The sequence below is a fragment of the Paraburkholderia edwinii genome (assembly GCF_019428685.1).
Lineage (GTDB): Bacteria > Pseudomonadota > Gammaproteobacteria > Burkholderiales > Burkholderiaceae > Paraburkholderia > Paraburkholderia edwinii.
Genome location: NZ_CP080095.1, coordinates 3,527,827 through 3,552,329 on the forward strand (window position 1 = coordinate 3,527,827; position 24,503 = coordinate 3,552,329).

26 protein-coding genes and 1 other RNA gene are annotated in these 24,503 nt (G+C 62.6%); 11 read left to right on the forward strand and 16 right to left on the reverse strand.

The window, feature by feature from the left end; genetic code table 11:
• The 6 genes from cobC to KZJ38_RS15565 all read right to left on the reverse strand — a co-directional run bounded on the left by cobC (position 1) and on the right by KZJ38_RS15565 (position 5,054).
• On the reverse strand, positions 1 to 591 hold the full coding sequence (gene cobC, locus KZJ38_RS15540) for an alpha-ribazole phosphatase (protein WP_219796956.1): 591 nt from the start codon (positions 589 to 591) through the stop codon (positions 1 to 3).
• Positions 576 to 1,334 carry an adenosylcobinamide-GDP ribazoletransferase gene (locus tag KZJ38_RS15545; protein ID WP_219796958.1) on the reverse strand — a complete coding sequence of 253 codons (759 nt, stop codon included), beginning with the start codon at positions 1,332 to 1,334 and terminating at the stop codon, positions 576 to 578. The genes cobC and KZJ38_RS15545 overlap by 16 nt, the downstream gene beginning before the upstream one ends.
• 204 nt (positions 1,335 to 1,538) lie before the next feature.
• On the reverse strand, positions 1,539 to 2,591 hold the full coding sequence (gene cobT / locus KZJ38_RS15550; RefSeq protein WP_219796960.1) for a nicotinate-nucleotide--dimethylbenzimidazole phosphoribosyltransferase: 1,053 nt from the start codon (positions 2,589 to 2,591) through the stop codon (positions 1,539 to 1,541).
• A 20-nt stretch (positions 2,592 to 2,611) separates the two neighbouring features.
• On the reverse strand, positions 2,612 to 3,589 hold the full coding sequence (locus tag KZJ38_RS15555; RefSeq protein WP_219800366.1) for an ABC transporter ATP-binding protein: 978 nt from the start codon (positions 3,587 to 3,589) through the stop codon (positions 2,612 to 2,614).
• On the reverse strand, positions 3,589 to 4,602 hold the full coding sequence (locus KZJ38_RS15560) for a FecCD family ABC transporter permease (protein WP_219796961.1): 1,014 nt from the start codon (positions 4,600 to 4,602) through the stop codon (positions 3,589 to 3,591). Before KZJ38_RS15560 ends, KZJ38_RS15555 begins: the two co-directional genes overlap by 1 nt.
• Positions 4,603 to 4,649: 47 nt before the next feature.
• Positions 4,650 to 5,054 carry a hypothetical protein gene (locus KZJ38_RS15565; RefSeq protein ID WP_219796963.1) on the reverse strand — a complete coding sequence of 135 codons (405 nt, stop codon included), beginning with the start codon at positions 5,052 to 5,054 and terminating at the stop codon, positions 4,650 to 4,652.
• 186 nt (positions 5,055 to 5,240) lie between these two features.
• Between KZJ38_RS15565 and KZJ38_RS15570 the strand changes: the two genes are divergently transcribed.
• The 5 genes from KZJ38_RS15570 (at position 5,241) to KZJ38_RS15590 (ending at position 7,623) form a co-directional block, all read left to right on the forward strand.
• The gene (locus KZJ38_RS15570) at positions 5,241 to 5,603 is read left to right on the forward strand and encodes an ATPase (protein WP_219796965.1); all 363 of its coding nucleotides are present in this window, start codon (positions 5,241 to 5,243) and stop codon (positions 5,601 to 5,603) included.
• A complete protein-coding gene (locus KZJ38_RS15575; protein ID WP_219796967.1) occupies positions 5,600 to 5,914 on the forward strand; it encodes a cell division protein ZapA in 315 nt (104 codons plus the stop codon). The genes KZJ38_RS15570 and KZJ38_RS15575 overlap by 4 nt, the downstream gene beginning before the upstream one ends.
• Positions 5,915 to 5,987: 73 nt before the next feature.
• Positions 5,988 to 6,169, forward strand: a non-coding RNA gene (ssrS, locus tag KZJ38_RS15580) — 6S RNA.
• A 96-nt stretch (positions 6,170 to 6,265) separates the two neighbouring features.
• On the forward strand, positions 6,266 to 6,736 hold the full coding sequence (locus tag KZJ38_RS15585) for an EVE domain-containing protein (protein ID WP_219796969.1): 471 nt from the start codon (positions 6,266 to 6,268) through the stop codon (positions 6,734 to 6,736).
• A 152-nt stretch (positions 6,737 to 6,888) separates the two neighbouring features.
• A complete protein-coding gene (locus KZJ38_RS15590; RefSeq protein WP_219796971.1) occupies positions 6,889 to 7,623 on the forward strand; it encodes an SIMPL domain-containing protein in 735 nt (244 codons plus the stop codon).
• A 191-nt stretch (positions 7,624 to 7,814) separates the two neighbouring features.
• Here the strand turns inward: KZJ38_RS15590 and lgt are convergent, their stop codons facing one another.
• Both lgt and KZJ38_RS15600 read right to left on the reverse strand, forming a co-directional pair.
• Complete coding sequence (gene lgt / locus KZJ38_RS15595) at positions 7,815 to 8,720, reverse strand: prolipoprotein diacylglyceryl transferase (RefSeq protein ID WP_219800367.1); 906 nt, start codon at positions 8,718 to 8,720, stop codon at positions 7,815 to 7,817.
• Between the two features lie 7 nt (positions 8,721 to 8,727).
• Complete coding sequence (locus KZJ38_RS15600; protein ID WP_219796972.1) at positions 8,728 to 9,855, reverse strand: LysR family transcriptional regulator; 1,128 nt, start codon at positions 9,853 to 9,855, stop codon at positions 8,728 to 8,730.
• Between the two features lie 188 nt (positions 9,856 to 10,043).
• Here KZJ38_RS15600 and ilvD point away from each other — a divergent pair, with 188 nt between their 5' ends.
• The gene (ilvD, locus tag KZJ38_RS15605; protein ID WP_219796974.1) at positions 10,044 to 11,717 is read left to right on the forward strand and encodes a dihydroxy-acid dehydratase; all 1,674 of its coding nucleotides are present in this window, start codon (positions 10,044 to 10,046) and stop codon (positions 11,715 to 11,717) included.
• A 185-nt stretch (positions 11,718 to 11,902) separates the two neighbouring features.
• Complete coding sequence (locus KZJ38_RS15610) at positions 11,903 to 12,241, forward strand: c-type cytochrome (RefSeq protein WP_219796976.1); 339 nt, start codon at positions 11,903 to 11,905, stop codon at positions 12,239 to 12,241.
• 80 nt (positions 12,242 to 12,321) lie between these two features.
• Here KZJ38_RS15610 and KZJ38_RS15615 read toward each other — a convergent pair whose 3' ends face one another.
• From KZJ38_RS15615 to KZJ38_RS15625, 3 genes are all read right to left on the reverse strand, one after another.
• Complete coding sequence (locus KZJ38_RS15615; RefSeq protein WP_219796978.1) at positions 12,322 to 12,888, reverse strand: DUF2486 family protein; 567 nt, start codon at positions 12,886 to 12,888, stop codon at positions 12,322 to 12,324.
• A 211-nt stretch (positions 12,889 to 13,099) separates the two neighbouring features.
• Entirely contained in the window at positions 13,100 to 13,516 is a 417-nt protein-coding gene (locus KZJ38_RS15620) for a DNA polymerase III subunit chi (protein ID WP_219796980.1), read from the reverse strand.
• Between the two features lie 10 nt (positions 13,517 to 13,526).
• Positions 13,527 to 15,038, reverse strand: a complete 1,512-nt coding sequence (locus tag KZJ38_RS15625) for a leucyl aminopeptidase (protein WP_219796982.1) — start codon at positions 15,036 to 15,038, stop codon at positions 13,527 to 13,529.
• A 134-nt stretch (positions 15,039 to 15,172) separates the two neighbouring features.
• Here KZJ38_RS15625 and lptF point away from each other — a divergent pair, with 134 nt between their 5' ends.
• The 4 genes from lptF (at position 15,173) to KZJ38_RS15645 (ending at position 19,226) form a co-directional block, all read left to right on the forward strand.
• The gene (lptF, locus tag KZJ38_RS15630) at positions 15,173 to 16,297 is read left to right on the forward strand and encodes an LPS export ABC transporter permease LptF (protein ID WP_219796984.1); all 1,125 of its coding nucleotides are present in this window, start codon (positions 15,173 to 15,175) and stop codon (positions 16,295 to 16,297) included.
• 3 nt (positions 16,298 to 16,300) lie between these two features.
• Positions 16,301 to 17,449, forward strand: coding sequence for an LPS export ABC transporter permease LptG (gene lptG / locus KZJ38_RS15635; protein ID WP_219796986.1), 1,149 nt, complete (start codon positions 16,301 to 16,303; stop codon positions 17,447 to 17,449).
• A gap of 99 nt (positions 17,450 to 17,548) precedes the next feature.
• Complete coding sequence (locus KZJ38_RS15640) at positions 17,549 to 17,944, forward strand: sirohydrochlorin chelatase (protein ID WP_246641489.1); 396 nt, start codon at positions 17,549 to 17,551, stop codon at positions 17,942 to 17,944.
• 190 nt (positions 17,945 to 18,134) lie between these two features.
• A complete protein-coding gene (locus KZJ38_RS15645) occupies positions 18,135 to 19,226 on the forward strand; it encodes an AraC family transcriptional regulator (RefSeq protein WP_246641490.1) in 1,092 nt (363 codons plus the stop codon).
• Between the two features lie 77 nt (positions 19,227 to 19,303).
• Here the strand turns inward: KZJ38_RS15645 and KZJ38_RS15650 are convergent, their stop codons facing one another.
• The 5 genes from KZJ38_RS15650 to KZJ38_RS15670 form a co-directional block, all read right to left on the reverse strand.
• Positions 19,304 to 20,092 carry an alpha/beta fold hydrolase gene (locus KZJ38_RS15650; protein WP_219796988.1) on the reverse strand — a complete coding sequence of 263 codons (789 nt, stop codon included), beginning with the start codon at positions 20,090 to 20,092 and terminating at the stop codon, positions 19,304 to 19,306.
• 205 nt (positions 20,093 to 20,297) lie between these two features.
• Entirely contained in the window at positions 20,298 to 21,338 is a 1,041-nt protein-coding gene (locus KZJ38_RS15655) for an AraC family transcriptional regulator (protein ID WP_246641491.1), read from the reverse strand.
• Between the two features lie 278 nt (positions 21,339 to 21,616).
• Positions 21,617 to 22,180: a carboxymuconolactone decarboxylase family protein gene (locus KZJ38_RS15660; protein WP_219796990.1), complete on the reverse strand. Its 564-nt coding sequence runs from the start codon at positions 22,178 to 22,180 to the stop codon at positions 21,617 to 21,619.
• 39 nt (positions 22,181 to 22,219) lie between these two features.
• A complete protein-coding gene (locus KZJ38_RS15665; protein WP_425518364.1) occupies positions 22,220 to 22,534 on the reverse strand; it encodes a DUF4148 domain-containing protein in 315 nt (104 codons plus the stop codon).
• A gap of 678 nt (positions 22,535 to 23,212) precedes the next feature.
• A complete protein-coding gene (locus tag KZJ38_RS15670) occupies positions 23,213 to 24,133 on the reverse strand; it encodes an alpha/beta fold hydrolase (protein WP_219796993.1) in 921 nt (306 codons plus the stop codon).
• Positions 24,134 to 24,503 lie beyond the last annotated feature (370 nt).

Genomic DNA, 24,503 nt, shown 5'->3' on the forward strand with positions numbered 1-24,503 from the left:
TCACGCATTCCAGCGCACGATCGCCCACTTCATCGTCGTGTCGTTACGCCTCAACCAGACGACCGCGCCCGCTTCGAGCGCCCATTGCAGACACACGTCGACCGTCAGCCCCAACGTCAGCGCCGCGATCACGCGCATCACGCCCGCATGCGTGACCACATAGGCGGGGCTCAGCTCGCGCGTCTGCTCGAACACGTCGAACCAGGTGCGCACACGCGCCACAAATTGCGCGACGCTCTCGCCGCCGTGCACACGCGCGCCTTCGAAATCGGCCGCCCATGCATCGATCAGCGCGCGATCGATATCGTCCCAGCGCTGCAATTCCCAGGTGCCGAAGTCCATTTCCTTCAGGCTGTCGTCGCTGCTCGCAGTACAGCCGAAGTTGTTCGCGAGCGCGCCGGCAACGGTCGCGCAGCGCGTCAGCGGACTCGTCAGCACGACGCGCGGCGCAGGCACCTGCAAGGTCGCGAGGCGTACCGCGAGCGCTTCGGCCGATGTCTCGGGGCCAGCCGCAAGCGGCACGTCACTGTTGCCGTAACAGATACCCGCATCGACATTCACAGCCGGGTGACGAATCAGGACCACATCCATGCGACCCCCGTCAGATAAATAGCCAGTTCGAAGACCTGCTGCGCGAATCCGAGGCAATCGCCGGTATAGCCGCCGATGCGCCGCACGAAATAGCGGCCGAGCCCGATACGCAGAATCAACAGCACCGCTGCGATCAAGCAACCTCCACGCCAGTCGGGCCAGAAAAGCCATGGCACGCCCAATATCAGTGCGCACGCGAACGCGCCGTGCGTCATCCGCTGCGCGACCGGCCTTGCCTTACCTTCAGCGCGCACGTAGTCGAGCGTGACGAGATAGCTGATCGCGCACGCACGGCTTGCCGCATGGGCGGCGACCATCAGCCACGCCGCGCGCAATGGCGGCAATACCGCAAGCGTCTGCCATTTGAGCGCGAGTGAAATCACCAGTGCGATCGCGCCGAAAGCGCCGATCCGCGAGTCTTGCATGATGCGTAATACATCTTCGCGCGAATAGGCACCACCGAACGCATCGATGCAATCCGCAAGACCGTCCTCGTGAAACGCACCGGTAACGAAAAGCGTCGCGGCCATCGACAGCAAAACTGCAATGCCGGGCGGAAAAAAACGCAACGCCGCGAGATAAACGAGCGCGCCAATCGCACCGACGATCACGCCGACGAGCGGAAAGTAGCGCGCCGCGCCATTCAGATAGTGGGGCTCGTAGCCGACCCAGCGCGGCACGGGCACGCGCGTGAAGTAACCGAGCGCGGTGAAGAAATAGCGTAGTTCAGCGAGCGGATTCATCGTCGCGCACCTTCGTACAATTCGGCACGCGTGCGCGTGTGCACGCTGCGCGAGCGCTTATACGTACATTCATGCGTCCCGTTGTGCGTACGTTCATGCATACATTTATGCGTACGTTCGTGCGTCCACTCGGGCGCGCGCTCATGCAACCGCTCACGCGACCGTTCGTGCAATCGTCTCCGCAAGCGCCCAACGGTTGACGGATCACACATCGCGATTCGCCACACCCGCCGATTCGAAACTCGCCATCTCGTTGATAAACGCGACGGCCGCACGCAGCAGCGGCACGGCAAGCGCCGCGCCGGTCCCTTCGCCGAGGCGCAGATCAAGCGCGAGCAACGGCTGTGCGCCCAGATGTTCGAGCATGCGCCGATGTCCCGTTTCGTTCGATGCATGCGCGAACACGCAGTATTCGCGCACGGCCGGCGCCAACGCGAGCGCGACGAGCAGCGCGGCGCTCGCGATAAAACCGTCGACGAGTATCGTCATGCGCGCCTGCGCCGCCGCGACATAAGCGCCCGCCATCATTGCGATCTCAAAACCGCCGAAGGTCGCGAGCACATCGAGCGGTTCGGTCGCGTTCGTATGACGTTCGAGCGCCGCCGCGAGCACGTCGCGCTTTTTTGCGAGGCCCGCGTCGTCGAGCCCCGTGCCGCGCCCGACGCACATGTCGATCGGCAACGCGCACAGACGGCTCATCAGGCACGCGGCGGCCGAGGTGTTCGCGATCCCCATTTCACCGAAGCCGATCACGTTCGTGCCGAGCGACGCGTGATGCCGCACGCGCGCCGCGCCCGCTTGCATCGCGGCAAGCGCTTCGTCGCGCGTCATCGCCGGCTCGTGCGCGAAGTTGCGCGTGCCGCGTCCGACCGGAATATCGACGAGTTGCGCCGCGGACGGAAGCGGCGTCGCCACGCCCGCGTTCACGACTTCGAGCGTCACGCCCGCGACGCCGCTCAGCGCATTGATTGCCGCGCCGCCCGCAAGAAAATTCAGCACCATCTGCGCAGTCACTTCCTGCGGATACGGGCTCACGCCCGCGGCCGCAATGCCGTGGTCCGCGGCGAACACGATCATCACCGGACGTTCGATGCGCGGACGCGTCGTGCGCTGGATCAGACCCATTTGCAGCGCGAGTGCTTCGAGCTCGCCAAGGCTGCCGGGCGGCTTCGTCTTCGTATCGATGATGTGCTGCAGTTCGGCACGCATCGTTTGATCGAGCGGTTCGACGGCCGGCAAGGAATACGCGTGTGTCATGGGTGGAATCGAGTGAGTCGTCAATAGGAATTCGGTGTGTTGCGGTCGCGCGATGACGGCGATGAGGGCGAGTGAGCACGGGCTCCAGTGTAGGGCCGCAACGCGGGAACCAGCGCTTCGTGGTCGCCGTCGCGAATCAGCGTGAGCGGATAGCCAAACGCGCGGCTTGCGAGTTCCGGCGTCAGCACGTCGCGCGCGGGGCCAGCGTCAATTCTGCCGCGGCCGTCGAGCAGCAATGCATGCGTCGCGAAGCGCCGCGCGAGATTGAGATCGTGGCATGAAAACAGGATCGTGCGTGGCGGCGCGCCGTTATCGTGACGCTTCTTGCGGCCGCGCTCGGTGTGCTTCTCGCTGCGCGTCTCGGTGTGCTTCTCGGTGTGCTTCTCCGCGTCCGTCTCGCCGCGCTCTGCTTGCGTCCATGCCGCGAGCGCTTCGAGACAGTCGATCTGATGATGCAGATCGAGATGCGCAAGCGGCTCGTCGAGCAGCAGCAGCGGCGCATCCTGACACAGCACGGCGGCAAGCGCCACGCGCTGGCGCTCGCCCCCCGAAAGCGACAGCACGTCGCGCCGCGCGAAGTCGGCGAGACCGAGCCGCGCGAGCGCCGCCTGCGCGGCTGCGCGATCGTCGGCGCGTTCCCAGCCCCAGCCTGTCAGATGCGGAAAACGGTTCAGCAGCACGACGTCGAGCACGCTCGCGCTAAATGCGTCGTGCACGCTTTGCGGCATCAGCGCGCGGCGTTGCGCGAGACGCGCGGGCGACCAGTCGGCCACATGCGCGCCATCGAGCTCCACGTGTCCCGCAGTGGGGCGCGCAAGGCCCGCGAGCGTCGCGATCAGCGTCGTCTTGCCCGCGCCGTTCGGCCCGGCGATGCACCAGATCTCGCCCGGATAGAACGTATGTGTGAAGTCCTCGACAAGCGTGCGTGCGCCCGCCCGCAAGGTCAGGCGTTGCGCACTGAGTGTGGCGACCGATGCTTCGTTCGAAAGCGACTCCATCATCGCCGCCTGTGCAACAGCATCCACAGGAACACGGGAACGCCCGCAAGCGCCGTCATCACGCCGACCGGCAATTGCGCCGGCGCGATCACCGTGCGTGCGACGAGGTCCGCGCCCATTACCGCCGCGCCGCCGCCGAGCGCGGCCGCGGGCAGCAGCATCCGCTGGTCGTTGCCGAACGCGAGCCGCAGCATATGCGGCACGACGAGTCCGACGAAGCCGATCGTGCCGCCGGTCGTCACAGCTGCCGCGGTCGCAAGCGACGCGACGAGGTACACGCGCAGGCGCAGCCGCACGACCGGCACGCCGAGCGCGCGCGCCGCCGCATCGCCGCGCAACAGCACATTCAGTTGCGGCGCGACCGGCACGATGACGGCCATCGCGAGCACGGCGGCCGCGAGCGCGGCCCACGGCAGCGTGACGCCGTTCAGGTCACCGGTCAGCCAGAACAGCATGCCGCGCAGACGGCTTTCGGGCGCGACGGTCAACAGCAGCGTGATGACCGCGCCCCAGCCGGCAGCGATCACGGCGCCCGTCAGCAGCAGTCGCGGCGAGGTGTCCTGCGGTTCGCCGCGCCATAGCTCGCCGCGCGCAAGCCCGAGCACGAAGAGGATCGACGCGAAGGCGCCCGCGCAGGCGCTCGCATCGACGACCCACCACGCGCAGCCGGCCATCATCGCGAACAGCGCGAAGGTCGCGGCGCCGCCCGATACGCCGAGCACATACGGCTCGGCGAGCGGATTGCGCAGCAGCACCTGCAGCAGCGCGCCCGCGAGCGCGAGCAATGCGCCGCATGCGAAGCCGGCCAGCGCGCGCGGCAGCCGCAGCGCGCGGACGATTTCGCCGGCAAGGTCGGCCGGCCCGCCAGACGCGGACGTATGCGAAGGCACGAGCGCGGCTAGCACGCGCGCAGGCGAGATCGAGACGCTGCCGAGCGCAAGCGAAGCGACGAGGATAACGAGCGCGAGCGCCGCGAGCATGGCCCAGATCGCGGCGGCACGGCGCGCGGTCATTGCGTGCGCAACCTTCTGCGCTGAGCGGTTTGTTTGAGCGAGATCAGTCACGGTGGGCCGATGCGCTGGCGAGGGTGAGACGGGAGGGCGAGTTCATCGTCATTGTCGAACGGGTTCTGCATAGGGGTGCTCGCAAGCGGATCGAGCTGCGAGCCAACCTGCTGCGATTCACCGGCACGGCTTGCAGTCGCCTTCCACCCGCGTGGCCCCTGGCGCTGCCCGTAGCCGAGATAGTAACGGTTTGCGCCGCGCGAGCCGGAATATCGCGACGACGCGCGTGCGTACGACATGCATACGCGCTTGCGAAGCGCATGCGATAAATCGGCAGGACGAATGGATTCGGCGCGCATCGTCTCGCGATCTGTGGCTCGCCTCGCGCCGCCCAGGTCGACAGGCGGGCACGCGGCGACCCGCGCGGCACGCGCCGTGCGCAGTCCAATCCTCAGTCCCATAGAACATTGCTTCACGCAAAAAACGCGTATACGTTGAGTGTTTTATGCATCGCGAGCGCCGCATCGACGACTCGCCATGCGAGCAAAACCCGCAGGAAGCGCTGCTGTTACGTCTCGAAACGAGACAAATGCCCGAACGTCGTGCATTCCGCGCTAAAATGCGGGGTCTCTAGAGGACGCAGCCCCATGCTCACCGAACTCGAAACCCTGTCAAAGAACATCGGCCGCCTGATTCAGATCAGCCAGCGGCATCAGGAAGCACGCGTCTCACTCGAAGCGCAGCTCGCAGCGGCTCACGCCGAATGCGACGCCACGCGCGCCGAGCTCGAACAGCTTCGCGAAGAACGCAATGCGTTGCAAGCCGAACGCGATACGCTGTCGGCCAAGATCGACGACGCGCAGGTGCGCCTTAACGCGATCCTCGAAAAACTGCCGCGTGCGCGTGCTCATGCCGAGCCCGATAACCAGCTCGACCTGCTCAACCCCGAGCATCACGATGAGCACGCAACCGAGCACAGCGATGTGACCCGCCACGGAGAAAACGCATGAGCACAAAGCAGATCGAAGTGTCGATTCTCGGCCAGGTGTATCGTCTTGCCTGTTCGCCGGAAACCGAGGCCGAACTGCTTGAAGCGGTCGCACGCGTCGACGCCGAAATGTCGAAGATTCGCGCGAACAGCAATGTGCGCGGTCAGGACCGTATCGCGGTTATGGCGGCGCTTTCGCTGGCATCGGAACTGCTTCAGTTGCAAACCAGTGTTCGCCACGGAGAATCTTTTCCCGCCGAGGAAATCCGGCGTACAATGGCGCAGATGAATGAGCAGCTCGATACAGTCATCGAGCAGTACAGTGCTCATTAAGGTGCTGACTACCGTGCGCGTTGCAGTGTGCATTGCAGTGATCACCAAGCATCTTTAAGCTTCACCGGTTTAAGCTTCCCTGCCTGGTTCGCCAAGGTCATATATTCCTTGAACCAATGCCATGTGCACGGTTGCGGAAATTTGTAGCACGGGCGTGCGCGTCACTCTGTCTGATGTACCCGAAGTGCTGCTAACTGCGACCAATTCTGAACCTCCGGTTCAGGATGCCGGCCTAGCGGCTATGGCGGGGACCTATCTCAAACGGCATCGGACAATCGTCCGGTGCCGTTTTTCATTGGTGGCTCGCTTTTTGAGTCAGTCGCTGGATTGCTCATTGGACTCATACGACACATGCGCTACTGGCTGATGAAGTCCGAACCGGACGAAGCAAGCATCGACGATCTCGCCAACGCGGCGAAGCGCACCTTGCCGTGGACCGGCGTGCGCAATTATCAGGCGCGCAACTTCATGCGCGACATCATGCAGATCGGCGACGGCGTGCTGTTCTATCACTCGAGCTGCCCCGAGCCCGGCATCGCGGGACTCGCGGAGGTTTCGTCGACGCCCTACCCCGACCCCACGCAGTTCGATCCGAAGAGCCCGTACTACGACGCGAAGTCGTCGCAGGAAACGCCGCGCTGGATGCTCGTCGATGTCGTGTTCAAGAAAAAACTTGAGCTGATTCCGTTAGCCGCGTTGCGCGAACATGAAGCGCTCGCCGACATGCGCGTGCTTGCCAGGGGCAATCGATTGTCCATTACGCCGGTCACCGACGCGGAGTGGAAATTCATCACGAAGCAGCTCGCAAAGCCCGCAGTGTGATCGGTTCGGGAACCAGATCAGCAAGGTTACCGCCTAACGGGATCGCAAGGGTCTTGCAAGCTCGCATGCGCATGCATTGAATCGCATCGCCGCATCGGCATGCACGTGCGCGTTCGTGCTTGCGCCCTCGCCTAACCAAGGAGTCGAAATCAATGACCACAAAAACCAGGCTCGCATGGGCCGTTGCCGGACGCTGTGCGGTCCCTCTCTTTATTGCGCTGCAAACCGGCGCGGTGCACGCGCAAACCATCGCGCCTTATCAGCCATCGGGCGTGCTGTCGCTCAATGCGCAGGCGAGCGCCGAAGTGCCGCAAGACGTCGTCGATATCACGCTGTTCTACGAGCAGGAAGCCAGCGACCCGTCGACCTTGACCACGACGCTGAACCAGCGCGCGGACGCCGCCTTGCAGAAGGCGAAGGGCGTGTCGGGCGTCACCGCGCGTACCGGCTCGTTCTCGATCTTCCCGTCCACCGATCGCGACGGCCGCATCTCCGCATGGCGCGGACGCACCGAGGTCGTTCTCGAATCGCACGATTTCGCCGCCGCGTCGAAGCTCGCCGGACAGATGGCGCCCGCGATGCAGGTCGGCAATGTGCAGTTCTCGTTGTCGCCCGAAGCGCAGCGCGCCGCCGAGCAGAAGCTGACCGGCGAGGCGATCGAGTCATTCCGCAAGCAGGCTTCGTCGTCGGCCCAGGCGTTCGGCTATAGCGGCTATACGATTCGCGAAGTCAATGTCGGACATGGCGGCCCGATCCCGCCGCGGCCCGTCATGATGATGAGCGCGCGCGGGATGTCCGCCGATGCGAAGATGGCGGCGCCGGTGCCGCTCGAAGGCGGCACGTCGACCGTGTCGGTCAATGTATCGGGGTCGGTCCAGATGAAGTGACCGGTGAACGCGTCGTGACGCTTGCCTGACGTTTAAACCTCACACACGTCACGAAGCGTCCCGTAGAAGCTGAAACGCCACGGCATGCCGTGGCGTTATTTCATGATGGCGCTGCGACGCTCGAGCTGCGAGCGTGACGAGCCGCATGCGCGACCGCAATCAGCGCCACGCGCTCGCCCGTGCGGGCAACCTCAACTCGCATTCACCGCTTGCTGTGCCTGCCGGCCGGCGCGTCGATACGACCACACGAGCATCGCGATGCCGGCAATGATCATCGGCAGCGACAGCCACTGCCCCATCGACAATCCAAACGCGAGCAAGCCGAGGAAGTCGTCCGGCTCGCGCGCGAACTCGACGATAAAGCGCGCGAGCCCATAGCCGATCAGAAACACGGCCGACACCGCGCCCACCGGCCGCGCCTTGCGCGAAAACAGAATCAGCACGAAAAACAGCGCGACGCCTTCGAGCGCGATTTCATAAAGCTCGGACGGATGCCGCGGCAACAGATGGTATTGCGCGAACACCTCGTTCAGATGCCATTGCGCGGCTTGCGCCGGATGCGATGTGAGCCACGCGGCGTCGTCGGGTGCGGCGCCCGGGAACAACATCGCCCACGGCGACTTCGGATCGGTCACGCGCCCCCACAATTCGCCGTTGATAAAGTTGCCGAGGCGCCCGGCCGCAAGACCGGTCGGCACCAGCGGCGCGACGAAATCCGTGACCTGCAGCCAGGTGCGGTTGCGCTGCCAGCCGAAGATCGTCATCGCGATCACGACGCCGAGAAAGCCGCCGTGAAACGACATCCCGCCTTCCCACACCTTGAAGATCTCGAGCGGATGCGCGAAGTAGAAGCTCGCCTTGTAGAACAGCACATAGCCGAGCCGGCCGCCGAGAATCGTGCCGAGCACGCCGTAGAACAGCATGTCGTCGATGTCTTTCGCGGTCCAGCCTTGTGCGGCGACATGCGGCAGGCGCAGCCGCAAGCGGCCGATCACGATCGCCGCGATAAACGCGACAAGATACATGAGCCCGTACCAGCGCACGGCGAGCGGACCGAGATGAATGGCGACGGGATCGAAATTCGGGTGAATGAGCATCGTGTGATTATCGGAGTTCAGTTCTGACAGATTCGGATTGCGAGCCGAAGTTTCGGAGATGCCGGGCATGCGCGCGCGCGATCTCGATAAAGCCGGCAAGCACCGGGCTGACCGCCTGCGTGCGCCATACGAGCCCCGTTTCGATGGCGGGCACCGCTTCAGTCAACGGCCGGTAGACGACACCGGTGCGCCGCAGATTACGCAACGATTGCGGCACCAGTGCGACGCCCATGCCCGCGGACACGAGGCTGACGATCGTCTGCATCTGGATCGCCTCCTGGCCGATACGCGGCGTGAGACCGGCGACGCCGTAGCAATCCATAATGATGTCATAAAAGCTCGGCGCCAAACGCCGCGGGAAGATGACAAGCGGCGCGTCGGCGGCATCGCGCAGGCTGATTGGCGTGTCGCGCCATTCGGGGACGGCTGTGGTGTCGATGGCCTGCTCGCCGGGTTCGGGTGCGTCGCCTTCGCTGCCTGGCTCACTGGCTGCCTCACTACCTGCCTCACTGGCCTCACTGCCAGCCTCACTGCGCGCTTCACTACCCGCCTCACTGCCCGCCTCGATCCCCGCTTCAATCCGCACGGCCCGCTGCGCGGACATCGCGATCACGAGCGGCTCGCGCGCAATCGACAGCCACGACAACTGCGTCGCGTAACGCGGCGGCAGCGGCCCGATGACAAGGCCCGCGTCGATATGGCCCGCGACGAGCTCCTCGAACTGCACGTCGCTCGTCGCCTCGGCCAGTTGCAGCCGCACGCGCGGATGACGCACCCCGAAATCGCGCAGCAGCGGCGGCAGCAAACCGTAATCCGCCGTGGATACAAACGACAGCGACAGCCCGCCCGATTCGCCGCGCGCCAGACTTTGCGCAAGCGGCCGCAGCGCCTCGGCGCTCGCGAGCAGCCGCCGTACCTCGGGCAGCAGATCGGCGCCGACCGGCGTCAGTTCGACCGAGCGCTTGGTGCGCGCGAACAGCTCGACGCCGAGCGTTTCCTCGAGCGCGCGGATCGCCTGCGACAGCGGCGGCTGCGTCATCGACAGGCGCACCGCCGCGCGGCCGAAATGCTTCTCTTCGGCGACAGCGACGAAATAGCGCAGCTGGCGCAAATCGGGAATGGCCGGGACGGACATGGGCACCTTAATTAATATATTTTACGACCTAATAAGCCATCAATAATATATTGGACATTCTTTCGTGGAAACTGCATTCTTGCGCGACGCGCCCGGCCTACACTGCATTGACGCCCGATTCACCTGCCTTCACCTGTGACCGCGCACCTGCCGGCGCGCCGCACACAACAAACCGGATGGAGCTCCCCATGTCGTACAACCGTCGTTCGAAGAACATCACGCAAGGCGTCGCCCGCTCGCCGAACCGTTCGATGTATTACGCCATCGGCTACAAGAAGGATGACTTCGACAAGCCGATGATCGGCGTCGCCAATGGCCACTCGACGATCACGCCGTGCAACGCCGGCCTGCAGCGTCTGGCGGACGCGGCCGTCGCCGCGGTCAAGGGCGCCGACGCGAACCCGCAGATTTTCGGCACGCCGACCATTTCCGACGGTATGTCGATGGGCACCGAAGGCATGAAGTACTCGCTCGTCTCGCGTGAGGTGATCGCGGACTGTATCGAGACCTGCGTGCAAGGTCAGTGGATGGACGGCGTCGTGGTGGTCGGCGGCTGCGACAAGAACATGCCGGGCGGCATGATCGGCCTCGCGCGTTCGAACGTGCCGGGCATTTACGTGTACGGCGGCACGATCAAGCCGGGCAACTGGAAGGGCCAGGCGCTGACGATCGTCTCGTCGTTCGAGGCCGTCGGCGAATTCACCGCGGGCCGCATGTCCGAGGAAGATTTCGAAGGCATCGAACAGAACTCGTGCCCGACCACCGGCTCGTGCGGCGGCATGTACACGGCCAACACGATGAGTTCGTCGTTCGAGGCGCTCGGCATGTCGCTGATGTACTCGTCGACGATGGCGAACCCGGACCAGGAAAAGGTCGACTCGGCCGCCGAATCGGCGCGCGTGCTCGTCGAAGCGGTCAAGAAGGACATCAAGCCGCGCGACATCATCACGAAGAAGTCGATCGAGAACGCGGTGTCGTTGATCATGGCGACCGGCGGTTCGACCAACGCGGTGCTGCACTATCTCGCGATCGCGCACGCGGCCGAAGTGGAATGGACCATCGAAGACTTCGAGCGGATCCGCCAGCGCGTGCCGGTTATTTGCGATCTGAAGCCGTCGGGCAAGTATGTCGCGACCGATCTGCATCAGGCCGGCGGCATCCCGCAAGTGCTGAAGATCCTGCTCGACGCGGGCCTGCTGCACGGCGACTGCATCACCATTACGGGCCGCACGCTCGCTGAAGAGCTGAAGGACGTGCCGTCGAAGCCGCGCGCCGACCAGGACGTGATTTTCCCCGTCGACAAGGCGCTCTACAAGCAAGGTCACCTGGCGATCCTGAAGGGCAACCTCGCGGAACACGGCGCGGTCGCGAAGATCACGGGCCTGAAGAATCCCGTCATCACGGGCCCGGCGCGCGTGTTCGACGATGAGCAAAGCGCGATGGACGCGATTCTCGCCGACAAGATCAAGGCCGGCGACGTGGTCGTGCTGCGCTACCTCGGCCCGCAAGGCGGTCCGGGCATGCCCGAAATGCTCGCGCCTACTTCGGCGATTATCGGCAAGGGTCTCGGTGAATCGGTCGGGCTCATCACCGACGGCCGCTTCTCCGGCGGCACGTGGGGCATGGTGGTCGGCCACGTCGCGCCGGAAGCGTTCGTCGGCGGCGCGATCGCGCTCGTGCAGGAAGGCGACTCGATCACGATCGACGCGCACAAGCTGCTGCTGCAGCTGAACATCGACGACGCCGAACTGCAGCGCCGCCGTGCCGCATGGAAGCAGCCGAAGCCGCGTTACACGCGCGGCGTGCTCGCGAAGTTCGCGGCGCTCGTCCAGCCGGCGAACAAGGGCGCGGTGACGGGCTAAACCCAGGGCTGAACCCGAGGCTCAGCACGTAGCCTGCACAATCCGCCTGAAGTGAAGACTAAGGGGCACACCGGAGAGATTCCGGGTGCCCCTTTCCTTTTATAATGCGGCCACCCGGTACGAGCAAAACGATACGCACATGTGCGCGCGCAACAGGCCGCGCACCGTCACCGGCGGAGACCAGCATGAAATCGAAGTCGTATGCGGCAATGGGGTTGGCAGGCGCACTGGCTTTCGTATTGATGCGACCTGCCGCGGCGCTCGCGGAAGCGCCCGCGGGCCTCGTGCTCGCGCAGCAGGAAAACTGCCTGAGCTGCCATGCGGTCAAGCGGCGCGTTCTCGGGCCTTCACTCGACGATATCGCCGAACGCTATTCGACGCGCAGCGATGCGCGCCAGTACCTCGCGCGCAAGATTCTCGAAGGCAGCGCCGGCGTCTGGGGCACCGTGCCGATGCCGGCCAATACGCAGGTCACGCCCGACGAAGCGGCGCAGCTGGCGAGCTGGATCCTGACGCTCAAGTAGTTCGAGCGAGGGTCGCTGCGCAGTGCAGACGCTTGCGCGTGGGATACGTGGGCGCGCGCTGACCGCTTACGGCTTACCGCTTACGCTTCGCCGCGCTGCTTCAACTCTTCGCGAATCGCCTCGCGAATCCAGACTGACACTTCCGTTTCCAGCAGCATCGCCACTTCGCGCGTGACCTGGCCAACGAGCCACGTGTTGTGCTCCTGTATCGCGTCGCGGCAGCGCGCTTCGATCAGCGTGCGCCCTTCTCCGGTCAGGAAGCTTGCGAAGCGGCCGCGCAGCCGTTCGGCGAGCAGGTTCGCGTCGTAGTCCGGTGTCGCAGGCGCGGTGGGCGCGGGCGCGGTTGCCGGCGCGGTTACCTCCGGAGTTGTCTGATCCGATGCTGCGGACTTCGTGTGACTCTGCCGTTTTGCATGCGCGTGAGTCTGCCGTTTAGCATGCGCGTGAGACTTCGCGGCAGCCGGTTCCGTCGCGGCATGCGGCGGCGCATCGCGCTCCGCGGCCGGCGGCGGGACTGACGCGGGCTCGTCCGGCAATATGTCGACGAGCTCAGGCACATCACGCCCCTGCGCGGGGTCACCCTGCACAATCACTTCGCTGAGGATGGGGATGTCATCGGGAGAGGATGACTCGTTCGAATGGGACATGGGTGCACTCCGTCAATAAGTCGGACGAACCGATGAGCCAGAACCAGGCCTGGCGGGATGAAGACCACAACTGGCCTGTTATTCAGGACTAGGGATCGGCATGCAAGTTCCGCCCGTCTCGCGAGGACGCAACTTGCGGACCCGCTGCTTGCCGATTGCCCACTGACCGCTAATCGCCGACCGCTAATCGCCGACCGGTACCGGCCGCCGGCTAGCCGCCCTGCTTGTAGTTATTCAGCGCATAGCCGCGATCGCGGTAGAACCGGTAGCGTTCGCGCCCCGCCGCGAGTTCGTCGGGTGCATTGCCGACCACTTCGAGCAGCCGCTCGAAGCGCGCGAACTGCGCGGGCACCGCGGCACCGAGATTCAGCAGGATCTGGTGATGCGGCACGTCGTCGAGATTCGCGGCCAGCACGACCGGCGTATCGGCCGTCATCGCCGCGCCTGCCATGCAGTGCGGCACGAAATCGAGCGGCGAGAAGGTCCACAGCTGCTCGTCGAACGCCCGCAAGCGCGGCGGCTCGGCCAGCACGACGAGCGGCTGGCCGGCCTGATACGCCTTGCGCACAAGGCGGCACGCGTACAGCAGCGAATCGCCGACGTTCGAATGGAAATCGATGCGCGTCATGCCTGCGGTGTTATTGTGCAGCGCGATCGATCAGGAACTGCGAGAGCAGCGGCACCGGACGGCCCGTCGCGCCCTTCGCCGCGCCGCTCTTCCACGCGGTGCCGGCGATATCGAGGTGCGCCCACGGATACGCTTCGGTGAAGCGCGCGAGGAAGCACGCGGCCGTCACGCTGCCGGCCGGACGCCCGCCGATATTCGCGACATCGGCGAAATTCGACTTCAGCAGGTCCTGATACTCGTCGTCGAGCGGCATGCGCCATGCGGGGTCCGCCGCTTCCTTCGCCGCGTCGAGCAATTCGCCGGCAAGCGCGTCGTCGCGCGCGAAGAGGCCCGTGTTGTGATGGCCGAGCGCGATGATGCACGCGCCCGTCAGCGTCGCGATATCGATCACGGCGGCCGGCTTGAAACGCTCCGCGTAGGTCAGCGCATCGGCGAGAATCAGGCGCCCTTCTGCGTCCGTATTCAGGATCTCGATGGTCGTGCCCGACATGCTCGTGACGACGTCGCCCGGCTTCGTCGCCGTGCCCGACGGCATGTTCTCGCAGGTCGGGATAATGCCGACCACGTTCAGCTTCAGGCCCATTTCCGCGACCGCGCGCAGCGTGCCGAGCACCGAGCCCGCGCCGCACATGTCGTACTTCATCTCGTCCATCGCGTCGCCGGGCTTCAGCGAAATGCCGCCGGTGTCGAACGTGATGCCCTTGCCGACCAGCACGACCGGCGCGGCCTTCGCCGGGCCGCCGTGGTACTGCAGCACGATGAAGTGCGGCGGCTCGACCGAGCCTTTCGCGACCGACAGCAGTGAGCCCATCTTCAGCGCTTCCATCTGCTTCTGGCCCAGCACTTCGACCTTCAGTTTCCAGTCCTTCGCAAGCTTCTTCGCGGTGTTCGCCAGATAGGTCGGCGTGCAGACGTTGCCCGGCAGATTGCCGAGGTCGCGCGTCAGGTCCATGCCGTTCGCGAGCGCCGCGCCCTGCTTCGCGGCGAGCTTCGCGAGCTTCTCGTCGACCGGGTCGACCGTGAAGACGATGCGCTTCAACGCGCGCGCCGTGGTATCGGGCTTGCTCTTCATCTGCGTGAAGCGGTAGGTCAGTTCGCGCAAGGCGAGGATGGCCGCGCGCACCGCCCAGTCCGACGTGCGCTCCTTGATCGGCGCCTGGGCCAGCGTGAACGTGACCTGCACGATCTTCGTGCCGAGAATCGCACGCCATGCGGCGCGCAGCGCGTCGCCGTAGGCCTTCTGCGTGAACGCATCCTGTTTGCCGAGGCCGACCAGCAGCACGCGCGATGCGCCGATGCCGGACACTTCATGCAGGAACAGCGTGCTGCCGTTCTTGCCGTCCATATCGCCCGCCTTGATGATGCGGGTCAAGAGGCCCTTGGTGGCCGTGTCGATTTCCAGCGCCGCACCGGACAAGGTTTGCGACTCGAACACGCCGATCACGATGCAATCTGATTTTCCCGTCAGGAACCCTTGGGTCGAGCCTTTGCTCCAATCACAGGCTTTTATGCTAAAGTCCATCGCGCTTGTCCTCGGATAAAATCTGGGCTTAGGATGAAAGCCGCAATTATCCGCTATTTTTCCTGTGGCCGTCGCTTTGGAGGCAGGTACAACGCATACGGTGCCCCGGCAAGCGCGCCCTCCCATCTTCAACCATGATCTTTGAACGCTCCCTCCAGCGCGAACTCGCTTATACGGCTGGTGCCGTGTTCATGGTTCTGCTGACGCTCGTGCTGACGACGATGATGATCCGCATCGTCGGCTTCGCCGCGTCCGGCGAAATCGATCCGCGCGACGTGCTCGTGCTGATCGGCCTGACGGTGATCGGCTACCTCGCGATCATGCTGGTCGCAACATTGTTCGTGTCCATTCTGTTCGTGCTGACGCGCTGGTACCGCGACTCGGAAATGGTCGTGTGGCTATCGTCGGGCGTGAGTCTCACGCAGTTCATCAAGCCGGTCGGCGTGTTCGCCACGCCGATCATCATCCTGATCGCGTTCTTCGTGTTCGTCGGCTGGCCGTGGTCGAACCAGCAGAACAAGCTGATCCGCGCGCGCTTCCAGCAGCGCGACGAGGTGTCGCTGCTGGCGCCCGGGCAGTTCCGCGAATCGACAGTCAGCCACCGCGTGTTCTTCATCGAGAAGATGTCGCCGGACCAGTCGCACGTCGAGAACGTGTTCGTCACCAGCACCGAGAACGGCAAGGTCAACGTGGTCGTGTCGAAGTTCGGCCATACCGAAACGCAAAAGAACGGTGACCGTTTCGTCGTGCTCGAAAACGGCCGGCGCTACGACGGCGAGCCGGGCCACCCCGATTTCCGCATCATGGAATTCGAGCGCTACGGCATCAAGATCCAGAGCCAGCCTGTGGTCGCCACCCCGACCGCAACCGGTACGCCGACGCTCGACCTGCTGCGCAACCCGACGCGCGACAATCTCGCTGAATTCGCATGGCGCGCCGGGCTGCCGCTGATCGGCATCAACCTGATGCTGCTCGCGATTCCACTCGCGTACCAGAACCCGCGCCGCAGCCGCACGATCAACCTCGTGATGGCGGTGCTGATCTACCTGACCTATTCGAACGTGCTGAACGTCGTGCAGTCGTGGATCCAGCAGGGCAAGATGTCGTTCCCGGTGGGGCTGGTCGGTTTGCATGTCGTGGTCGCCGCCATCATCGTGTTTATCTTCTGGCTGCGCGTGCGTAACCGCCCGCTGTTTTCACGCGCGATGTTCGGCCGGCGCTCCGATGTCGCGCGCTCGTCGCAGTCGCAAGGAGCCTGACCGATGCGGATCTATGAGCGGTATTTCGCGCGTCAGGTTTATCTGTCGTTCGTCTTTATTCTGTTTGCGTTCTCAGGGCTGTTTTTCTTTTTCGACCTGATCAACGAACTCAATTCGGTCGGCCGCGGCAACTACAACTTCAGCTATGCGGTGCTGCGCGTGGCGCTGCAAACGCCGTCGCGTTTCTACGAAATCATTCCGGTCGCGGCGCTGATCAGTTCGATCTATGTATTCGCGCAAATGGCCGCGAACTCCGAGTACACAATCTTCCGCGTGTCCGGGCTCGCAACGAACCAGGCGTTGCGCTCGCTGCTGAAAATCGGCATCCCGCTCGTGCTGCTGACGTATCTGATCGGCGAAGTCGTCGGGCCTTATACGGACCAGTTGTCCGAGCGCGTACGGCTTGAGGCGCTGGGCTCGTCGGTGTCGAGCAATTTTCAGTCGGGCGTCTGGGTAAAGGACACGCTGACCGCGCGCGCCGACGGCGAGCAGGTCACGCGCTTCGTGAATGTCGGCGAATTGAAGCCCGACGCGACAATCAGCAATGTGCGCATCTACGAATTCGACTCGAAGTTCCGGCTCTCGAATGTGCGGATTGCGAAGTCGGGCGTCTATCAGCCGCCCGGCCACTGGAAACTGACCGACGTCACCGATACCGAACTGATCGACGTCGTGCCTCCGGGCGTCACGCCGACCGACGCGCTGAACCCCGTCTATCGCGCGAAACAGATCACGCTGCCCGAGTATTCGCTGCGCTCGGAACTGACGCCGAATATTCTGTCGGTGCTGCTCGTGTCGCCGGACCGGATGTCGATGTTCAATCTGTTCCGCTATATCCAGCACTTGACCGAGAACCATCAGGACACGCAGCGCTATGAAATCGCGCTGTGGCGCAAGCTGCTGTATCCGTTTGCGGTGTTCGTCATGCTGGTGCTGTCGCTGCCGTTCGCGTATCTGCATACGCGCGCGGGCGTGGTCGGCGTGAAGGTGTTCGGCGGGATCATGCTCGGCATGAGCTTCCAGCTGTTCAATACGCTGTTCTCGCACATCGGCAATCTGAACACGTGGCCCGCGCCGTTGACGGCGGCGACGCCGGGGCTCGTTTATCTGGTGCTGGGGCTGGTTGGGCTGAAGTGGGTTGACCGGCATTAGTCTGCGCGGGGCTGGAGCCGACTGTTGGCTCGCGATGGCGGCGCGCGTGCCCGGCGTTCCCTGGGTGCCTTGCGTGCTTTCGTCCCGATCGGGAGAGATATGATGGCAACTACCGATGCAGCGAATTCCGGCATCGTTCTCTTTGCGCACGGCGCGCGCGATGCGCGCTGGGCGGAGCCGTTCGAGCGGCTTGCGGATACATTGCGCAGCCTGCGCGGTGGTCCGCGCGGTGGTCCAGTCTCACTGGCGTTTCTCGAACTGATGTCGCCGGATCTGCCGACTGCCGTCGCAGCGCAAGTGGCAAGTGGCTGTCGCGCCGTGACGGTCGTGCCCGTGTTCTTCGGGCAAGGCGGACATATCCGCCAGGACTTGCCGGTGATCGTCGATCAATGCCGGGCAGCGCATCCGGACATCGAGATTCGTTGCGCGACACCGGTCGGCGAAGACGAGGCCGTGATCGCAGCGATCGCGCAGTATTGCTTGCGGCAGGTCTAGCTCACGCCTCACGCGATACACCCCACACCACGCACCTCACGCCACACGCCGACGGCAAGCGCCGCCATCGCGCGAAGCCAATACCCCCGTCGTTCCCCTCTCGCTGCACACGCAGATACCGACCGCCGGCGCGCCCGACGCAATGGCGGCGCCCAGTTCGCATGATCCATCGTAGTATGTGCGGCAAGCTATGTTGCAGCCAGGCGGCCAGCGGACTTCGCCGGAAATTGTCTTCAGTCCGAACAATTTAAAAGTCTTTTCGAAATATCGGATTCCCCCGAGGATTGAAATTACACGAGGTGAAACCATGCTCTCCGAGGCCCCGGATGTCTTGTCCCAGGTGCTCAAACTGATTCGCCTGCGAGGCGATCATGTGTTCCACGGTGAGTTGAGTACCAGCGCCGAAGTGACGTTCTCGCCGGGACCCGCGATTTTCTTGCATTTACGCACAGGAGAACTGGCGGTCTCGCAACGGGACGGCGGCGAAGCTGTGCTGTTGCGCCCGGGCGACTTCGTTCTTCTGCCGCACGCAGACGGACACACGATTCGAGCCAGCTCAGACGGACAAGCACGCCAATGCTTCGAAGCAGATGTCTCGTCCGCCTCACAAGGGAACGCTCAAACTTTCAGATGGGCAGCCGAGGATGGTGTTGCAGGATCTTTTCTCGCCGGCGCGTTCTATTTTGATGGCGCGCCGTTGCGGTCATTGCTAACAGGTCTTCCCGGCCTGATACACCTGACATGCGATAAGTCGATGGAGCCGGCGTGGCTCGGCGCAATCTCCCATTTCCTCGACATCGAGTCACGTGCCCCAAGCCCTGGCGCGTCACTGATGATCTCGCGTCTCATCGATCTTCTCGTGATACGCACGCTGCGCATGTGGGTCAGCAAGCAAGGCGACCGCACAGACTGGTTGTCCGGATTGACCGATGAACGCATTGGACGCGTGTTGAACGCCATGCACCAGGCACCCAACGAGACGTGGACGGTAAAGTCGCTCGCCGATATTGCGATGATGTCGCGCTCTACGTTTTCGGAACGCTTCACAGCGGTGGTCGGGCTGCCGCCATTACGCTATCTGGCACGCTGGCGACTGACGGTCGCCGCTGACCTCTTGCGCGCGGGAACGCTTAAAGTGATCGACGTCGCCTACAGCGCCGGGTACGGCTCGGAAGCGGCCTTTAGTCGCGCCTTCAAGGCGCAGTTCGGGTATCCGCCAAGCGACGCACATCGAATCTCACGCGGCAGCATTTTTCGCGCTCGAAGTTCGGATTTGCTTTGACCTGAGGTGCGGGGCGATCGCCGGACCCGATCGCGAGGCGACCGGGTCGCCTCGCTGATTCATGAAGCCCGGTTTCCTTATTTCGCAGCAGCCTCGATGTCGTTTGCGAGACCGTCCGGATCAGTCAGGAAAGGCGTGTGTCCCGTCTGCAGCGTGTATTGAGCGCGCACCGGCGTGCTGGCAACCATTTTGGCCTGAAAAGACGGGCTGATAACCTGGTCGAACGCGGTGTGGATGTACACCTTATCGACCTTGCCGAAGCGCCCGGCAGTCAGATGCACGGGGGTCGTCAGCGGAACGAGCGGCTCATTCAGGATCAGGTCCGGAATCGCTTTTCGCAAGGCATCAGGGGCGCCGTTTGCAAACAGGTCGGCGCGTGCCGAATATTCGATGCTCGCAATGCCCTTTTCCTTGTCGATTTGCAGATGCGGTCCAATCTTCGCGTCGGCGTCCTGCTGGGCCATCGACACGAGCGAGTCGCCGTCATGCGGGAGGTAGGCGGCAACGAAAACGAGAGTCTTGATCCTGGCCGGTGCCTTTTCCGCTGCATCCGCGATCACGATGCCCCCAAAGCTATGTCCCACGACGACCGCCGGGTGATGGAGCTTCGTCAATGCCTTGACCACGGTATCGCGGTAAAGGTCGAGGCTAACCTTGTCCGGCGCGGCCGGCGCCCCCGGGCGTCCAGGCAGGTCGATGGTCACGACCTGATAGCCGTCGGAATTCAGTTTGGCAGCCACGTGACCCCATACCTGCGCGTCCTCGAAGGCGCCGTGGACGAGAACGATGGGCGGCTTCCCCGCGGCCTGTGCGTGGGCACTAAAAGCGAGAGCAGGGGCGATAAGCGCAGCGAGGAGACGTTTCATCTGGATCGATTCCTTTGGTTTTGAGAGGCGTCAATGCGAATGCCACAGGTATGGCAGCGGGCCACTCTAAGGAAGATGCCGAAAATGAGCCATATCGCAGCGTCTCGTTTTCATGATCGATCGTACGAGCATAGATATCGCCGGTTTCGCCGGGAATGAGCCGGTTTGCATCCGAGCAGGCATGTGCGTCGAGCATGTGCGTCGATCAGTTACTCGCGATCCGGCGCGAGTCGCGCGGCGGGTATCCGAACTGCGCTTTAAACGCACGGCTAAAGGCGGCCTCCGATCCGTATCCCGCGGCTTGGGCGACTTCCGTCACTTTGAGTTTTCCCGCACGCAGCCAATCGGCCGCCAACGTCAAGCGCCATCGCGTCACATAGCGCAGTGGCGACACACCGACCGTCGCCGTGAACCGATCCGAGAAATTCGATCGGGACATCGCTGCAATCTCTGCCAATGACTCCACCGTCCACGCCTGCTCCGGCTTCAGGTGAATCGCATTCAACGCCCGCCCAATCCGCTTGTCTCTCAACCCTAGCAGCCCATCCAACCGGTTGCCGTCCCCATTGATCCACGTGCGTAAAGTTCGAATGACAAGCAGATCTATCAAAAGCGCCATCAGGATCGAAGAGCCCGGACCGACATTGGTCGCTTCATCGATCAAGACCTGAGAGAAGGAATCCAGCCATTGCGGGACTTGACTCTCATTGCACTTCACATGGATAAGCCCAGGAAGCCCGGTTATCAACGACCCCAATGGACCCACGTCAAAACAGAATGCGCCCGCGAGAAAACGTCCGACGATGTCGGAGTTGATGGCCCATCGCGCACTCTGTGTTTGATGCCCGGCCCGCGCTGATAAATTAGCCTTGAACGATCGCCGCACTTCGCCGCTGCGCCCGTCTCGCATCCTGTAGCCGTCCGCCTGAAGGGAGAAAACGAAGTCGCCTGGCTGCAGTATCAGCGGTTCGCCATCACGCGGTAGAAAGACCACTTCGCCGTCGCGCAGGTGCAAAAAGCTCGCCCGGCCTGGCGGAAAGACCGCTTCGGTGAAAGCGCCCAACTCGCCTTCAATGACGACATGGCCTCGTAGCCTAACCAGCTTAAGGACTTGCGATAAAGCATCGCCCAGCTCTTCCTGCGCGTCGTTGTATTCGACTTTAGCTAAAGCAGATCGACCTGCTACTTTCCTTCCGGATCCATTCGCTTTCTTCGAATCTTTCACAATGACATTTTCTGATAGCAATCGCTGTCCCTCAGGCTAATAGCTAGCGCCGGGCCCAGCGAAAGCAACCGGGGGTAACGGACCTCTGAAGCGTTCAGTTGGCCACTTTAGTGAATGCATCATGCACTGGCCATATCACAGCGTCCGGTATCCATGATCGATCGTCCGGCGGTCGCGCGCCTGTTGGTCCCTCGCGAGTCGTCAAAGACCGGTCCAGACTGTTTGTGCGGTGGACTTCGCGCCCATTCATCCGCACGCTTCAAATCGGATCGATCCGCATCGACATCGGATATCGATGCTTAACCCAAAGAGGTATCCCTGTGATGCGCGCGCACAACAGGGAAATCAATTTCCGTGTCCGCGGCGATGTTGAGGTAATTCGTGAATATGCTCAGGGCTACCCGCAGTATCAACTCGACGATTTGCGCATCGCTATAGCCGGCCCTCCTGATCGATCGGATATCGGCTGCCGATACGTGACCGAAGGAAAGCGCAACGTGTGCTGCGAACCCCACAGCGACGTCATCCTTCGCGTCATTCGAAGAACCATTACGATTTGCGGCAATTTCCGCTTCGCCAAGATTTGCCTGGTTCTTTGCCAGATAGGTATGCGCAGACAGGCAGTAGTCGCAACCATTGATCTCGGCAATCGCGAGTGCGATGCGCTCGCCCGTCTGCGGCGACAGCGCTCCCCTCGAAAGCGCTCGAGACAGGCTCAAGTAGCCTTCAAGCGCCGACGGGCTATTCGATATCAAACGAAACAGGTTCGGGACGGTGCCAAGCTTCTTCTCGACAGCCGCCAGAAGCGGCTGCGAGGCCATGGGCGCGTCAGCGATTGTGGCGGGTACGGTTATACGAGACATGCACATCTCCTTTTATCATCGAATCCATCATCAGCCACCTCACCCGCCAAAATAGGGATTGCAGTAGCTCACTGGACCGACGCACGGCCGTGGCTTTTCAACGCGACTGCCGCTCAGGCTTGACCCGGACTCGCCAGAGCCCTCACCGCTATGTGCATGCTGCGCCTTCATTTGCGCGACTTGTCGTTGATATATCGGACTGACGTCGGGATAAGAGGCATCGGTTACGAATCGCGACCCATCGTTTTCTGCCTGAATGAGTTCCTGTCGAACGTCCTCTCGCGTCTTCGTCTGCGCGTAGGCGTTCGAGAGATCCGTCGCCATAGCAAGGGCGACGACCGACAGGGTCAGCATGGTGAGCTTCTTCATTTGAACTCCGTGGGGATTGAATTTTGACAAACGCGCTGTTGGAATAGTTAATTCGGCATCCCAATTCATCAATCTCGATTACCACGTCTCTACCCAGGATGTCTTTCCAGCCGCGCAAAACAAGCAGTGGAACATCATGCTCAGTGCGAAAACACCGCATGCGCGGTCTTTATTCCGCCTGCCTTATTGTTTGTTCTTTTATGTGCGTTGGCCGGTAGCCTGCAAATTACACGTGTTCCAAAACGAATTGGAATCCTTATCAGATCCTTAGACCGGACCACTTGAGCTAGTAAGGATTTTAGGAACAAGTCTGTGGAAAACGGACGCGAGCATACCCGCCGGCGCGAAGCGCCGGTGCGAAGGTATGCTGGATACGAAGGCGTACCTCGGCCGCTCCCATTGCACTGGAAGCGGTTGGCTGCGTTAGCCGATGAGGAGGTTTCGGCTGCGGACGTCGGTGATTTGTGCGGCGGTGTGATTGCCGCTTTCTATGTCGCTGAGTATGTTGCTCAATCTACCCTGTCGCCTCAACCGTTCGCTGAGTCGTATCGCAGGCGCAAACTCGACCCTCGCGCCATTCGCTTTCGCTATCTGACCTGTTTGGCGCGAGGAATCATCCCATTGCTATGCGATCAACCACCTTCTCTTTAGTCGCTCAGCAATCTATGCATTCAGGAAGCTCAGGGCATTGCGGACAAAAATTTCCGGGTACTGGAACATCACGCCATGACCAGAGTCCGGGTAAAGAATAAGCTGTGCATTCTTCATGGCCTTGTACATCGTGTAGGCGTTATCGACCGGCAGCATGGTATCGGTGCTGCCGCTGACAACCAGCGTCGGATGGTCGATGGACCGAAGTATCGTATGCGCCGGATCGACTACGGCACACCAGCTGATCAGCGCCTTCGCCTGCGATCCATTGACAGCCGAACCGCTTTCGACGTCGCGATCTTCAGTGCGCTCCCGTGCCCGCTGCAGGAAAGCAAGCCCCGCCGATTGGCTGTTAGCCGAGGACGTAAAAAACAGGGGGAGTCGCGGGTCCGGCGCGTTCGTGTCGGCGAATGCCGCCTGAAGGACCGCCATCAGATGTTGTTCTCCGCCTTGCGGCGCGGTCCCAACCAGAATCAGTTTGCGCACGAGGTCGCCACGCACGCTGGCAATCTGTTGTGCGACGCAGCCGCCCAGCGAAAAACCCAGTAGATCGACTTGATGCAGGCCCAATGACGTCATGAAGGTAATCGCATCGCGCGCCATCGCCTCCACGCTGTCTGGCGTTTGCCCAGTCGAACGTCCAACTCCTGCGTTGTCGAACACGATGACAGGACGTTCATCGGCGAGTGCATTCACGACCGGGGGATCCCAGGCATCGATGTTGCCGGAGAAGTGCTGCAGCAACACGAGCGGAATGCCGTTTTTCGGGCCCAGCCGGCGCCAGGCGAACTGAATGCCGCCGCCGTCGACGTAAAGCGTCGGGGCTGTCTGAAGTGTCACGCCTTCCTTCCCGGACCGGAGATCGGCCTTGGCAATATCCGCACTCATTTGACCTTCCTTGCTATCAGTCGATAAAACTGCCTTGTTGTTCATCTGAACTTCCATGAACCGACGATGCAAAGATAAGCGCGTGTGAGCCTTATCACCATCTCCTACTCTCCGGAATGCATGATCAATCGTCCAGATCTCATGCTCGATGTCCGGTCCTGGTCGCACGCTAAGGCGCTAGCGCGCGCAACATGAATACCACCTTTCAAGCGGCTTCTTCGAACGGATGCGCGCCTTTGTCATCGTATCGACACCCGCGGCGTGTCCACCTTGTCTGACGTCAATGCGCCTTCTCGACGGGAGCCAGTCAAACACGGGGGCGTCACAGCGAACGTACTCTCGCGTCTATCGCGATGATGAACAGAAATCGACGCGGTGGAATAAACCCGACCAGTCGTCCGTTTGCATGTCCTCG

Coding starts and splice junctions, on each gene's coding strand:
- KZJ38_RS15545 (WP_219796958.1), bottom strand. CDS start 1,334: ATGAATCCGCTCGCTGAACTACGCTATTTCTTCACCGCGCTCGGTTAC.
- KZJ38_RS15555 (WP_219800366.1), bottom strand. CDS start 3,589: ATGGAGTCGCTTTCGAACGAAGCATCGGTCGCCACACTCAGTGCGCAA.
- KZJ38_RS15610 (WP_219796976.1), top strand. CDS start 11,903: ATGAAATCGAAGTCGTATGCGGCAATGGGGTTGGCAGGCGCACTGGCT.
- KZJ38_RS15650 (WP_219796988.1), bottom strand. CDS start 20,092: ATGAAACGTCTCCTCGCTGCGCTTATCGCCCCTGCTCTCGCTTTTAGT.
- KZJ38_RS15565 (WP_219796963.1), bottom strand. CDS start 5,054: ATGGGACTGAGGATTGGACTGCGCACGGCGCGTGCCGCGCGGGTCGCC.
- ilvD (WP_219796974.1), top strand. CDS start 10,044: ATGTCGTACAACCGTCGTTCGAAGAACATCACGCAAGGCGTCGCCCGC.
- KZJ38_RS15640 (WP_246641489.1), top strand. CDS start 17,549: ATGATGGCAACTACCGATGCAGCGAATTCCGGCATCGTTCTCTTTGCG.
- KZJ38_RS15560 (WP_219796961.1), bottom strand. CDS start 4,602: ATGACCGCGCGCCGTGCCGCCGCGATCTGGGCCATGCTCGCGGCGCTC.
- KZJ38_RS15590 (WP_219796971.1), top strand. CDS start 6,889: ATGACCACAAAAACCAGGCTCGCATGGGCCGTTGCCGGACGCTGTGCG.
- lptF (WP_219796984.1), top strand. CDS start 15,173: ATGATCTTTGAACGCTCCCTCCAGCGCGAACTCGCTTATACGGCTGGT.
- KZJ38_RS15570 (WP_219796965.1), top strand. CDS start 5,241: ATGCTCACCGAACTCGAAACCCTGTCAAAGAACATCGGCCGCCTGATT.
- KZJ38_RS15615 (WP_219796978.1), bottom strand. CDS start 12,888: ATGTCCCATTCGAACGAGTCATCCTCTCCCGATGACATCCCCATCCTC.
- KZJ38_RS15670 (WP_219796993.1), bottom strand. CDS start 24,133: ATGAACAACAAGGCAGTTTTATCGACTGATAGCAAGGAAGGTCAAATG.
- KZJ38_RS15625 (WP_219796982.1), bottom strand. CDS start 15,038: ATGGACTTTAGCATAAAAGCCTGTGATTGGAGCAAAGGCTCGACCCAA.
- cobT (WP_219796960.1), bottom strand. CDS start 2,591: ATGACACACGCGTATTCCTTGCCGGCCGTCGAACCGCTCGATCAAACG.
- KZJ38_RS15645 (WP_246641490.1), top strand. CDS start 18,135: ATGTTGCAGCCAGGCGGCCAGCGGACTTCGCCGGAAATTGTCTTCAGT.
- KZJ38_RS15665 (WP_425518364.1), bottom strand. CDS start 22,534: ATGCTGACCCTGTCGGTCGTCGCCCTTGCTATGGCGACGGATCTCTCG.
- KZJ38_RS15660 (WP_219796990.1), bottom strand. CDS start 22,180: ATGTCTCGTATAACCGTACCCGCCACAATCGCTGACGCGCCCATGGCC.
- cobC (WP_219796956.1), bottom strand. CDS start 591: ATGGATGTGGTCCTGATTCGTCACCCGGCTGTGAATGTCGATGCGGGT.
- KZJ38_RS15620 (WP_219796980.1), bottom strand. CDS start 13,516: ATGACGCGCATCGATTTCCATTCGAACGTCGGCGATTCGCTGCTGTAC.
- lgt (WP_219800367.1), bottom strand. CDS start 8,720: ATGCTCATTCACCCGAATTTCGATCCCGTCGCCATTCATCTCGGTCCG.
- lptG (WP_219796986.1), top strand. CDS start 16,301: ATGCGGATCTATGAGCGGTATTTCGCGCGTCAGGTTTATCTGTCGTTC.
- KZJ38_RS15575 (WP_219796967.1), top strand. CDS start 5,600: ATGAGCACAAAGCAGATCGAAGTGTCGATTCTCGGCCAGGTGTATCGT.
- KZJ38_RS15585 (WP_219796969.1), top strand. CDS start 6,266: ATGCGCTACTGGCTGATGAAGTCCGAACCGGACGAAGCAAGCATCGAC.
- KZJ38_RS15600 (WP_219796972.1), bottom strand. CDS start 9,855: ATGTCCGTCCCGGCCATTCCCGATTTGCGCCAGCTGCGCTATTTCGTC.